The 13319-nt window shown below is 47.6% G+C and carries 10 protein-coding genes; all 10 read left to right on the forward strand.

Going from position 1 to position 13319, the window contains the following annotated elements; translation table 11 throughout:
• Positions 1 to 96: 96 nt before the first annotated feature.
• The 10 genes from pyrH to nusA all read left to right on the forward strand — a co-directional run bounded on the left by pyrH (position 97) and on the right by nusA (position 13318).
• The gene (gene pyrH, locus KNP98_RS05710; RefSeq protein WP_088837351.1) at positions 97 to 816 is read left to right on the forward strand and encodes a UMP kinase; all 720 of its coding nucleotides are present in this window, start codon (positions 97 to 99) and stop codon (positions 814 to 816) included.
• 1 nt (position 817) lies between these two features.
• The gene (gene frr / locus KNP98_RS05715; protein ID WP_029330759.1) at positions 818 to 1375 is read left to right on the forward strand and encodes a ribosome recycling factor; all 558 of its coding nucleotides are present in this window, start codon (positions 818 to 820) and stop codon (positions 1373 to 1375) included.
• A gap of 84 nt (positions 1376 to 1459) precedes the next feature.
• Positions 1460 to 2197, forward strand: a complete 738-nt coding sequence (locus KNP98_RS05720) for an undecaprenyl pyrophosphate synthase (RefSeq protein WP_029330752.1) — start codon at positions 1460 to 1462, stop codon at positions 2195 to 2197.
• A 19-nt stretch (positions 2198 to 2216) separates the two neighbouring features.
• Positions 2217 to 3017 (forward strand): phosphatidate cytidylyltransferase, encoded by an 801-nt coding sequence (locus KNP98_RS05725; RefSeq protein ID WP_088837350.1) that lies wholly within the window; start codon positions 2217 to 2219, stop codon positions 3015 to 3017.
• Between the two features lie 12 nt (positions 3018 to 3029).
• Positions 3030 to 4184 carry a 1-deoxy-D-xylulose-5-phosphate reductoisomerase gene (locus KNP98_RS05730; RefSeq protein WP_214765126.1) on the forward strand — a complete coding sequence of 385 codons (1155 nt, stop codon included), beginning with the start codon at positions 3030 to 3032 and terminating at the stop codon, positions 4182 to 4184.
• 13 nt (positions 4185 to 4197) lie between these two features.
• Positions 4198 to 5439 carry an RIP metalloprotease RseP gene (gene rseP / locus KNP98_RS05735; protein WP_088837348.1) on the forward strand — a complete coding sequence of 414 codons (1242 nt, stop codon included), beginning with the start codon at positions 4198 to 4200 and terminating at the stop codon, positions 5437 to 5439.
• Between the two features lie 30 nt (positions 5440 to 5469).
• The gene (locus tag KNP98_RS05740) at positions 5470 to 7170 is read left to right on the forward strand and encodes a proline--tRNA ligase (RefSeq protein WP_214810842.1); all 1701 of its coding nucleotides are present in this window, start codon (positions 5470 to 5472) and stop codon (positions 7168 to 7170) included.
• 150 nt (positions 7171 to 7320) lie between these two features.
• Positions 7321 to 11592, forward strand: a complete 4272-nt coding sequence (locus KNP98_RS05745; RefSeq protein WP_483298136.1) for a PolC-type DNA polymerase III — start codon at positions 7321 to 7323, stop codon at positions 11590 to 11592.
• 129 nt (positions 11593 to 11721) lie between these two features.
• Positions 11722 to 12189: a ribosome maturation factor RimP gene (rimP, locus tag KNP98_RS05750; RefSeq protein WP_088837345.1), complete on the forward strand. Its 468-nt coding sequence runs from the start codon at positions 11722 to 11724 to the stop codon at positions 12187 to 12189.
• A 16-nt stretch (positions 12190 to 12205) separates the two neighbouring features.
• The gene (nusA, locus tag KNP98_RS05755) at positions 12206 to 13318 is read left to right on the forward strand and encodes a transcription termination factor NusA (RefSeq protein ID WP_029330738.1); all 1113 of its coding nucleotides are present in this window, start codon (positions 12206 to 12208) and stop codon (positions 13316 to 13318) included.
• The last annotated feature ends 1 nt before the right edge of the window (position 13319 follow it).

Here is a 13319-nt window from a genome sequence, read left to right on the forward strand (position 1 = left end):
TGATGACAAGAGAAGGAACACGTATGCTTCAATCCACTTTCGTGTGGAAGTGGTTCGTGTTCCTTTTTTACGGAATTTAGCAAGGAGGACGTAGTCATGCAACCGAAATATAACCGGATTGTGTTAAAATTGAGCGGAGAAGCGCTCGCAGGTGATCAAGGGTTCGGAATCAACCCCGCAATCGTCAATTCAATTTCTCAACAGATTCGCGAATTGGTAGAATTGAATGTACAAGTTGCCGTTGTTGTAGGTGCAGGTAACATTTGGCGTGGTAAAACAGGGGCAGAACTTGGAATGGACCGGGCAAATGCCGATTATATGGGGATGCTTGCGACGGTCATGAACTCGCTCGCATTACAAGATAGCTTAGAGTCAGTAGGCGTTGAAACGCGCGTTCAGACTTCAATCGAAATGCGACAAGTTGCTGAACCGTACATTCGTCGTCGTGCGATGCGTCACTTAGAAAAAGGTCGGGTCGTCATTTTTGCGGCCGGAACGGGAAATCCGTACTTCTCGACAGATACGACAGCAGCGCTTCGTGCCGCTGAAATTGAAGCTGAAGTCATCTTGATGGCGAAAAACAATGTCGATGGTGTGTATTCGGCCGATCCGAACGTAGATCCGGATGCGAAAAAATTCGAGACATTGTCTTACCTCGATGTATTAAAAGACGGCTTGCAAGTCATGGATTCGACTGCAACGTCACTCTGCATGGATAATGATATTCCGCTCATCGTTTTCTCATTGATGGAAGAAGGAAATATTAAACGCGTCGTCGTTGGCGACGAAATTGGAACACTCGTAAGGGGGAAATAATATGTCACAGCAAATCATGAAACAAGCCGAAGATCGGATGGAAAAAGCGCATCTTTCACTTAAAAAAGAACTTGCGACACTCCGTGCGGGTCGTGCGAACGTTGCAATCCTTGACCCTGTTCATGTCGATTACTACGGTTCACCGACACCACTTAATCAAGTCGCGAACGTGAATACACCGGAAGCGCGCCTCATCTTAATCACACCTTGGGATAAATCGATGGTTACAGAAATCGAAAAAGCAATCCAGCGTGCAGATTTAGGATTAGCCCCATCTTCAGATGGTACGGTCATTCGCTTAGCGATTCCGCCACTTACGGAAGATCGCCGAAAAGAACTTGTTAAGCTCGTCAAGAAGTATACGGAAGAAGGAAAAGTTGCATTACGTAACATTCGCCGTGATACGAATGAGCAACTGAAGAAAGAAGAAAAAGATGGAGCGTTAACAGAGGATGACTTACGTGGTTATACGGAAGATGTCCAAACATTGACGGATAAATTCGTCAAAGCGCTTGATCAAACAGCGACGGATAAAGAAAAAGAAATTATGGAAGTATGACGCGAATCGTCGTCATGTTGGGGACTCTTTGTCACACGAAGAGTCCCCTTCTTCTTATAAATGAATGAGGGGAGGAAGAAGTACATGTTTCAATGGTTAAACCAGACAAAAGAAGTGATCGAACAACACGTACCTGATCACATCGCGATCATCATGGATGGAAATGGACGTTGGGCAAAAAAACGAGGACTTCCCCGCATCATGGGGCATCGTGAGGGGATGAAATCAGTTCGCGAAGTCGTCCGTGTCGCTAATGAGTTAGGGGTAAAGAGTCTGACCTTATACGCTTTCTCGACCGAAAACTGGACGCGTCCTGAAGAAGAAGTCAGTTTCTTGATGAAGTTACCGGCTCAATTTTTAGAGTCGGATTTAAAAGACTTGAATGAACGCAATGTCAAAGTAGAAGTCGCTGGTGAAATATCGCGTTTACCCGTCTATACACGGGAGGCAGTTCAACAAGCGAAACAGGATACAGTTGACAATACTGGACTACGGTTAATTTTTGCATTAAATTATGGCGGGCGAGATGAAATCGTTCAAGTCATGCAAAAGATTGCTGAAAAAGTACAAGCCGGACAACTGCTTCCGACTGAGATTACAAATGAGGTCATCGAACACGAATTGATGACGGGTTCCATGACAGATGTCGATCTCGTCATACGAACGAGCGGAGAACAGCGGTTATCGAATTTCTTGTTATGGCAAGCAGCCTATGCGGAGTTTTACTTCACCGATGTCTTGTGGCCGGAATTTCGACGGGAACAATTTTTGACAGCAATCGAGGATTACAATCAACGGACACGCCGATTCGGCGGCGTCTGACTAAACGAGGACATAGCTTATGAAAACGCGTATTATTACAGGGATTTGGGCAGGTGCCATCTTTTTAGGGTTACTTTACTTGGGTGGTCTTCCATTTCTTGCCTTCATGGCAATCTTAACAGTGATCGGTTATACAGAACTCGTCAAGATGAGACAACTGAGCTTTTCGTCGATTCCCGTTCTCTTGTTCGGGATTGGGACATTGCTTCCCTTCATTCGTGTCTATGAATTAACGAGTGAACAAACAGTGGTAAGCGGATTATCTCCACTTGCTTGGGGAATGCTGATTATTTTAGTCGGTCTATTTTGGACTGTATTTTCAAAAAATGTGTTCACGTTTGACGACGTGGCTTTTTTGCTACTAACGAGTGTTTATGTCGGTGTTGGTTTTGCATCGTTCGCGTTCATCCGTTTACTGGATAATGGCCTGACGTTATCGCTGTTAATCATTCTTTTGATTTGGTTCACAGATTCAGGTGCCTATTTTGTCGGGAAACGTTTCGGCAAAACAAAACTATGGCCGGCAATCAGTCCAAATAAGACGATTGAAGGGGCGGCAGGCGGAATTTTACTCGCGGTACTTCTTGGTGTGATTTTTGAAGCGATTACACCGACAATCGGGTATGCAGAAGTCGTTTTATTAGCACTGATCGTGGCTGTCGTCGGTCAACTGGGTGATCTCGTACAATCAGCATACAAACGACATTATGGCGTGAAAGATGCCGGAAGTTTACTTCCGGGGCACGGTGGGATTCTTGATCGTTTTGATAGCATGTTAATCGTCTTTACGGTATTGATCACACTCGGCATCTTCAGTTGAGGAGGAAGTTACATGAAGAAAGTCAGTATTATTGGGGGAACAGGTTCGATCGGGACACAGACGCTGGACGTCATTGCCGCCAATCCTGAACAGTTTCAACTCGTCAGTTTTGCGTTCGGGAAAAATATTGACGTTGCAGTTCCATGGTTGAATCGTTTACGTCCGATGCTTGTCTCCGTCATGGACGAAGTGACGCGCGGACAGTTGCAAAAGCTACTCGACTATCGTCCGACAATTTTGACGGGCGATCAAGGCTTGATTGACGTCGCAACAATGGAAGAAGCAGATATTGTCATCACGGCAGTCGTCGGTGCAGTCGGTCTCCGTCCGACGCTCGCAGCGATTGAAGCAGGAAAAACGATTGGTCTCGCGAATAAAGAAACCTTGGTTACTGCTGGACATCTTGTCATGAAAAAAGCACGTGAAAAAGGTGTTGCTATCTTACCTGTCGATAGTGAGCATGCAGCGATTTTCCAATGTTTGAATGGAGAACGACGTGAAGATGTCCGTCAAATTATTTTAACGGCATCTGGCGGTAGTTTCCGTGACATGACGCGCGATCAATTGGCGGATGTTACGGTCGAGCAAGCGCTGAATCATCCGAACTGGTCGATGGGGGCGAAAATTACGATTGATTCTGCAACGATGATGAATAAAGGGTTCGAAGTCATTGAAGCCCACTGGTTGTTTGATGTTGCGTATGAAGAAATCGATGTCGTCATTCACCGAGAGTCAATCATTCACTCGATGGTCGAGTTCAATGATGGTGCCGTCATGGCACAGCTCGGTATGCCGGATATGCGTGAACCGATTCAATATGCCCTTACATATCCGTCCCGCCTTGAAATCAAAGGGGGAGAACGGTTAAACTTAAAAGAAATCGGACGCTTGAACTTTGCTGAAGCTTCATTTGAACGCTATCCCTTATTACGCCTCGCTTTTGAAGCGGGTAGTGCGGGGGGTTCGATGCCTTCAGTACTTAATGCCGCGAACGAACAAGCCGTTGACCGCTTTTTAAAAGGGGAAATCAGCTTTTTAGAAATCGAAGTGAGTGTTGAAGCTGCGTTACGGGCGCATGAACTGATCAACGATCCGTCTTTGGATCAAATTTTAGAGGCGGATCGCTGGGCACGTGCGTTTGTCGCGTCACTTTCACTCGCTAACTAAGGATGGGATAGCAATGACGACCTTTATTTCGATCGTATTGATGTTCGGTGTACTTGTTGCCGTACATGAATGGGGTCATCTCGTAATGGCGAAGCGCGCTGGAATCCTTTGCCGGGAGTTCGCGATCGGCTTTGGACCGAAAATCTTCTCGTTTTTCAAAAATGAGACATTGTATACGGTTCGCCTCTTGCCAATTGGCGGATATGTTAAGATGGCTGGCGAAGAACCAGAGTTCGTTGAAGTCAAACCTGGTCAGGCTGTTGGCTTAGGCATGAACGAGGGCCTTGTCGACGCGATCTATTTAGATGCAAGCCATCCGAAGGCAGACCAAGTCGTGACGGTCGAACGGATTGATTTATTGCACAAGTTAGAGCTCGTTGGGTTACAAGACGAAGTCTCGACACGATACGATATTTCAAAAACCGCCTTCCTCGTCGAAGGGCAGACACGAACACAAATTGCGCCGTACGACCGGACATTTGGTTCGAAATCCGTTTTTAAACGGGTACTTGCGATTGCTGCCGGACCAGCGATGAACTTTGTTCTCGCCTTCATCATCTTATTTGGATTAGCGTTGTACAACGGTTCTCCAACGGGTGAAAGTGTCATCGGGACCGTCCAAAAAGATTCGCCGGCGGACCAAGCAGGGCTCGTCGAAGGCGACCGGATCGTTTCCGTCAACGGAGACGAGACGACAAAATGGGAAGACCTTCGTGCTGGCTTCCAAGATGAAGCTGGAAAAGAAACGACCGTCGTCTATGAGCGGGATGGTCAAGAAACAACAACACAAATTACGCCGAAAATTCAACAACAAGGCGATCAAAAAGTCGGAATCATCGGTGTGACGAACGAGACGGAAAAGTCGTTCGGGACGGCACTCGAAACGGGTGTAACGGAAACATGGCGGATGTCGACGTTAATTGTCGGCGCAGTCGGTGACTTAGTGACAGGGGTCGTTGGTGTCGATCAACTATCAGGTCCTGTCGGAATCGTCAAGATGACGGACCAGGTAGCGGACAGCGGATTTTCGATGCTCTTGACGTGGACAGCTCTATTGTCCGTCAACTTAGCGGTCTTTAACCTATTACCACTACCCGCGCTTGACGGTGGTCGATTACTCTTCCTCTTCCTCGAAGCGTTACGCGGCAAACCGGTCGACCCGCAAAAAGAAGGGCTCGTGCACTTCGTTGGATTTGCACTGCTCATGCTCTTGATGCTCGTCGTCACATGGAATGACATCCAGAAGTTCTTTTAATCTTTCAATCAAAGGGGTTCACGACTCATTATGAAACAATCGAAAATGTTTATGCCAACATTGCGTGAAGTACCATCAGACGCAGATGCTATTAGCCATCAACTTTTATTACGTGCGGGTTTTGTCCGTCAAAATGCAGCAGGAATTTACTCATACTTGCCACTTGCGAAACGTGTCTTAGCGAAGATTGAGACGATCATTCGTGAAGAGATGGATGCGGCTGGGGCACAAGAGCTATTGATGCCAGCTATTCAACCGGCAGAGCTATGGGAAGAAACCGGGCGCTGGGACATTTACGGACCTGAATTGATGCGCTTGACAGACCGTCATGATCGACGGTTCGCGCTCGGTGCGACACATGAAGAATTAATTACGTCAATCGTTCGGGATGAGTTGAACTCGTACAAAAAATTACCGGTCAATCTGTTTCAGATTCAAATGAAGTATCGTGACGAACGTCGCCCACGGTTCGGTCTCTTGCGCGGACGTGAGTTCATCATGAAAGATGCGTATTCGTTCCATGCGACACAAGAAAGCCTGGATGACGAATACCAAAACATGTTTGAAACATACAATAAAATCTTTACGCGTGTCGGATTAGAGTTCCGCCCTGTCGTTGCCGATTCGGGTGCGATTGGTGGAAGTGGCACACATGAATTCCATGCACTTGCAGCAATCGGTGAAGATACGATTGTTTATTCCGATCAGTCGGATTACGCAGCAAACCTGGAGATGGCAGAAGCTGTTGACGCGTACGACGTACAAGGCAAAGCACCGGAAGCACTGGAAACCGTTAATACAGGAGAAGCAAAAACGATTGAAGCGGTAGGCGAGTTCCTGCAGGTACCGGCAACCGAATCAATCAAGACGGTCGTCTTCAAGACGGAACAAGGTCTCGTCATGGCCCTCGTCCGGGGTGATCACGAAGTCAATGACATTAAATTGAAAAACTACCTTGGTGCGCTTGATATCACGATGGCTTCTGATGAGGAAATCGAACAAGCACTGCATTCGAAACCGGGCACGCTCGGTCCGATTGGAGCAGACATGCAGGTCGTGGCGGATTATGCTGTCCGCGCTTTGACGAACGCAGTTTGTGGAGCGAATAAAGCGGAAACGCATTACATCCATGTAAATCCAAGTCGTGATTTTGAAGCGGAATATACAGATTTACGCTTCGTCGAAGAAGGCGATGCTTCACCAGACGGCGAGGGGCACGTCAAGTTCGCCCGCGGTATCGAAGTCGGACAAGTCTTCAAACTCGGGACACGCTACTCGCAAGGAATGGGTGCGACGTTCCTTGATGAAGGTGGAAAAGCGCAACCCCTTATCATGGGTTGTTACGGCATCGGTGTTTCACGGACACTTTCTGCCGTCGTCGAACAGCATTATGATGAGCGTGGTATCATTTGGCCGAAAGCGATTGCTCCGTATGATGTGCATTTGATTGCCGTCAATGGGAAAAACGCTGAGCAAATGGAAGTGGCAGAAAACGTCTACCGTCAACTGACGGCTGCTGGATTCTCTGTTCTGTTTGACGATCGGAAAGAACGGGCTGGCGTGAAATTCGCAGATGCTGATTTAGTTGGCTTACCTGTTCGAATCAACGTCGGGAAAAAAGCGGCAGACGGAATCGTTGAGCTGAAAGCACGCCGCGGCGGCGAAGCAGAAGAATTTGAACAAGGAAATCTCGTTCAGGCTGTTCGTTCGCTGTATGAAGGTTTAGAATAAGTAATGGGAACGGTCACTTAAAACGTTTAAGTGACTGTTTTCTTGTCTCACACCCATTCGCCCCTTGGGCAATCTGCAAGAGGAGGAGGAGTTGCTGTCACGGTGTGATGCGATAGGACAGCACAATTGCGAGTGGATACACAACAACGCATGTCGCTTTTAATGAGTGATTTAGATTTACCGACAGGAATTACTGAAGAATATTTTACGGGGGCTACCCTTGAGAAGCTCCGTGTCAATAAAAGCAATTCAACGTGGACGTTCCAAATTCGAATTCCAAAGATTTTGCCGCAAAACGTCTATCAGATGTTTTTCAGTCGTTTGACGAGTCGTTATCAACAATTTGCGGAAGTCAAATTAAACCTCGTTTCGGACGATCGTCCGGAAAGCAAACTTTTCATCGACTATTGGCCATACGTCGTTCAGGATTTAGCTGATGCGTCTGCAGCAATGCGGACCCAGCTCAGTCGTGTTTTGCCAGAGTTTAGGGAAAATAAACTCTTCATCCCTGTTCGGAGTGAACCGGAAGCTGGTTTTTTAAAGAATGATCTGTGTGGAGAGATGCAATTATTATACGGTGCCTATGGATTTCCGAAGTTTGTTTGTGAACCGATTGTCCAGATGGATCAATCGACGCAAGAGGCGTTACGCAATCAAGTCAAACAAGAGGACATCGAGGAAGCGAAACGGATGCTCGAGCTTCAATTCAAACGTGAGCAGTCGCGCGATGATGATGAGGGACCGGTCGACATTCGGATCGGAAAACCGATTCAAGATGAAATCGTGCCGATTAAGACGATTCAAGATGAAGAACGTCGGATTGCGATTCGGGGACTTGTCTTCTCAGCAGAGAGCCGGGAATTACGAAGTGGAAAAACGATCTTTACGTTTAAATTGACCGACTATACCGATTCGCTTGTCGTCAAGATGTTTGCACGAGATGAAACGGACGTCAAAGTCCTATCAGCAATCAAAAAGGGCATGTGGATTCAAGTGGCTGGACGAGTCGAGTTCGACACCTTCCTCCGCGATCTCTGTATGATGATTGCACAATTGTCTGAAGTGAAGGTTGAACTTCCGGGTGACCCTTGGACAGGTGAGAAGCGTGTCGAATTGCACGCGCACTCGCAAATGAGTCAGATGGATGCTGTCATGAACGTGACGAAGTACGTCGAACGTGCTGCTGCTTGGGGACACCCGGCCGTCGCCATCACAGATCACGCGGGAGCGCAAAGCTTCCCGGATGCCTATTATGCCGGAAAGAAAAATGACATTAAGGTATTGTATGGAATCGAAGCGAACGTCGTCAATGATGGTGTCCAAGTTGCCTATAACCCGGTCGATCGCAGTCTTGAGGACGCGACGTTCGTCGTCTTTGACGTCGAGACAACCGGATTATCAGCGATGTATAACAAAATCATCGAATTAGCTGCCGTAAAAATTTATGACGGAGACGTGATTGATAAATTCGAGGCATTCGCTGATCCGAAACACTTATTATCTGCGACGACGATCGATTTGACGGGCATCACCGATGACATGGTCCGTGGGAAACCGGATCCGGAACAAGTCGTCAAGGAATTCATGGACTGGGCGGGGGATTCGATTCTTGTCGCCCATAATGCGGCCTTTGACATCGGGTTTTTGAATGCGACGCTTCGTTCTGGTGAACATGACGAATCGGCATTGCCCGTTATCGATACGCTTGAACTGGCACGTGTCTTGATGCCGACACTGAAGAATCACCGTTTGAATACGCTCGCGAAACGGTTTGATATCGAACTGACACAACATCACCGTGCGATTTATGATGCGGAAGCAACCGGCTACTTGATGTTGAAGTTATTGCAAATGGCAGATGAGATGTTCAACATGACAACGCACTTGTCGCTCAACCGGGAAATGGGAAAAGACATTTCTCGGACGCGTCCATATCATGCGACCGTCTATGCTAAAAATCGGACGGGGCTAAAAAATCTCTACCAGCTCATCTCGCTTGCGCATACGAAACACGTCCATCGTGTCGTTCGGACGCCACGTTCGCAGCTCGTTGCGCACCGGGAAGGTTTAATCATCGGCTCTGCGTGTGACAATGGAGAAGTGTTTGATGCGGCGCTCAATAAATCGGATGAAGATTTAGCGAAGGTCATGCAGTTTTATGATTTCATCGAAATTCAGCCGCCGGCGATGTACGGTCATTTAATCGAGCGGGAAATCGTTCAAAATGAACTCGAACTTCGTGAGTTGATCAAAAAAGTCATCCGGGTCGCAGAAGAAAACGACATCCTGCCGGTCGCGACAGGGAACGTACATTATCTCGATCGCCATGACGCGACGTACCGTGAAGTTTTGATTCGGACGCAAGGTGGGGCAAATATGCTCAACATGCGGAAACAGCTTCCCCCGGCTCATTTCCGGACAACGCAGGAAATGATGGAAGACTTCCGGTTCCTTGCACCGGATCTTGCAGAACGTCTTGTCGTCACGAATAGTCAGAAAGTCGCTGAGATGTTCGAAAACATCGATATCATCCCGAAAGATCTCTTTACTCCTAAAATTGACGGTGCTGATGATGAGGTTCGCAATCTGTCCTACGACATGGCACATAAAATTTATGGGGAAACGTTACCGGAAATCGTCGAAGCCCGACTCGAAAAGGAATTGAAATCAATCATCGGCCATGGTTTTGCCGTCATCTATTTGATTTCGCATAAACTCGTAAAAAAATCGCTTGATGATGGGTACCTTGTCGGATCGCGTGGTTCTGTCGGATCGAGTCTCGTCGCGACGATGACGGAGATCACGGAAGTTAATCCATTACCGCCGCATTACGTCTGTCCGAACTGTCAAGAATCCGAGTTCTTTGATGATGGGTCGGTCGGATCCGGATTCGATTTACCGGATAAGGAATGTAAGACGTGTCAAATTCCATTGACGAAAGACGGACACGACATCCCGTTCGAAACGTTCCTTGGGTTCAAGGGGGATAAAGTACCGGATATCGATTTGAATTTTAGTGGGGAGTACCAGCCGAAAGCCCATGCCTATACGAAAGTCTTGTTCGGGGATGATTATGTCTACCGTGCAGGGACGATCGGGACGATCGCCGAAAAAACGGCCTATGGGTATGTGAAGGGGTATCAGTCGGAAAATGATTTAAATTACCGTAACGCGGAAGTCGACCGGCTCGTCAGCGGGGTGACAGGTGTCAAGCGGACGACAGGACAGCACCCCGGCGGTATCATCGTTGTCCCGGACTACATGGACATCTATGATATCAGTCCGATCCAGTTCCCGGCGGACGATATGGGATCGGAATGGAAAACGACACACTTTGACTTCCACTCGATTCACGATAATCTACTGAAACTTGATATTCTCGGACACGATGACCCGACGATGATTCGGATGCTGCAAGATTTATCCGGTCGTGATCCGAAAACGATTCCCGTCGATGACGCCGAGGTCATGAAAATTTTCAGTTCGACGGAATCGATTGGTGTCACACCGGAACAGATTGATTCGAAAACCGGAACGCTCGGGATTCCAGAGTTCGGGACGAAGTTCGTTCGACAGATGCTTGAAGAAACGAAACCGACGACGTTCTCGGAACTCGTCCAGATTTCCGGTCTGTCGCACGGAACGGACGTTTGGCTCGGGAATGCCAGTGAGTTGATTTATAACGGAACCTGTGAACTGAAAGACGTCATCGGCTGCCGGGATGACATCATGGTCTACTTGATTTATGCCGGTCTTGAGCCGTCGCTTGCCTTTAAAATCATGGAATCCGTCCGTAAAGGGAAAGGGCTCTCGATTGAGATGGAAGAAGCGATGATTGAAAACAGTGTACCCCTTTGGTACATCGACTCGTGTAAAAAAATCAAGTACATGTTCCCGAAAGCCCACGCTGCAGCTTACGTTTTGATGGCGGTCCGGATTGCTTATTACAAAGTCCACCATCCGATGTACTACTACGCATCGTACTTCACGGTCCGGGCGGGTGACTTTGACATCGGCGCGATGAACAAAGGAACAGCTGCCGTCCGAAAAGTTTTACAAGATATCAAAGATAAAGGATTCGAGGCGACGGCGAAGGATAAAGGACTCTATACGGTTCTTGAAATTGCGCTTGAGATGATTGAACGCGGCTTTACGTTCCAAAAAGTCGATTTGTATAAGTCGAGCGCCAGTGAATTCTTAATTGAAGGTGATTCGCTGTTACCACCGTTCGACGCCGTGACAGGGCTCGGAACAAATGCGGCAAAACAAATCGTCGAGGCCCGAAAAGGTGGCGAGTTCCTGTCGAAAGAAGATTTACAGAAACGTGCCAAATTATCGAAAACGATTATCGAAACGCTCGACAATCTTGGTTGTCTCGAAGGTCTTCCGGACGAGAACCAGCTTTCGTTATTTGACCTGTAAAGCCAGGCGGAGACTTGCTTAGAGCGGTTCATTATGCTATATTGAGTGAGGAAATGTTTTTTATACTACGACTTGGAAGGAGTAGGGGGACCTGCTCCTTTCTTGTTTGTTTTTTGAAGGAGGATGAAGATGACGAACGTAACTGAGAAGGTCGAGGCGCTCGCAAAACCAATCGTGGAACGAGAGGGGATGGAGCTTGTCGACGTCGAATTCGTCAAAGAGGGGGCGGATTGGTTCCTACGTGTCTCCATCGATAAGGAAGGTGGCGTTGACCTTGAAGATTGTGTCAACATCAACGAACAGTTATCGGAAGCATTGAATAATGATGATCCGATTGACGAACCCTATTATCTAGATGTTGCCAGTCCAGGTGCAGAACGACCACTCAAAAAAGCGGAAGATTTCGAAAAGGCGATTGGTAAACATATCTACGTCAAAACGAATGATCCGGTTAAAGATGCTACCGAATTTGAAGGAACGTTACTTGCGTATAACGACGAAATGCTTGAAATCGAAGTCCGCGTAAAAACACGAAAATTGAAAATTGAAATACCGGTGACCAAGATCGCGATGGCGCGACTTGCGGTACTGTTCTAAGGAAAGGAAGAGAACGATGGGACCACAGTTACTCGAAGCAATCGAGCAAATTGCAAAAGAAAAAGAAATCGATAAGAACATCATCATCGATGCGTTAGAACAAGCATTGATTTCAGCTTACCGCCGGAACTTCGGTAAAGAGTCGGAGGCAGTCAAGGTTGAGTTCGACCAAAAAACAGGAGAGATTCGTGTCTTTGCACTGAAGGAAGTCGTCGAACGGTTGACACAACCGGAAGAGCAACTTTCGCTAGAAGAAGCGCATGAAATCGATCCGACCTATGAACTAGGAGACTTCCATAAAGTTGAAGTCACACCGGGAGATTTCGGACGTGTCGCGGCACAGACGGCAAAACAAATCGTCACACAAAAAATGCGTGAAGCAGAGCGCGAGCGCATCTACAATCACTTTGCGGATCGTGAAGATGAAATCATGACGGGGATGGTCGAACGCCAAGACGCACGTAACCTCTATGTTAATCTCGAGGGAATCGAAGCGGTTCTATCAACACATGAACAAATGCCGAATGAACGGTTCGGTATTCGGGAATACATCAAAGTATACGTGACGAAAGTCGACCCAATGGTGAAAGGGTCTGGCGCATCGATTCTTGTATCACGGACACACCCTGGCTTACTCAAACGCTTGTTTGAGATTGAAGTGCCGGAAATCGCTGATGGCGAAGTCGAAGTGAAATCTGTTGCGCGTGAAGCCGGAGATCGCTCAAAAATCGCGGTCGCGTCAGATGATATCGACCCGGTTGGTGCGTGTGTCGGTCAAAAAGGGGCACGTGTTCAAAACATCGTCAACGAGTTGAACGGTGAAAAAATTGATATCGTTCGCTATTCCGATGATCCGAAAGAATACGTGGCCAATGCCTTGAGTCCTGCTCAAGTCGTAGGCGTGTATGTCAACGAACCGGCGAAGGCGACAATCGTCGTCGTGCCTGATTTCCAATTGTCACTCGCAATCGGGAAACGCGGACAAAATGCACGTCTTGCGGCGAAACTGACGGGATGGAAAATTGACATCAAGAGTGAGTCAGAAGCAGAATCGATGGGTCTTCGTGATGTGTTCCTTAAAGATGAAGCAGTTGACGTGGAAGCGGTCCAAGTCGAAGGCGAGGAATAAT

Origin of the sequence: Exiguobacterium sp. s127, from assembly GCF_018618695.1 — a bacterium.
GTDB classification, from domain to species: domain Bacteria; phylum Bacillota; class Bacilli; order Exiguobacteriales; family Exiguobacteriaceae; genus Exiguobacterium_A; species Exiguobacterium_A oxidotolerans.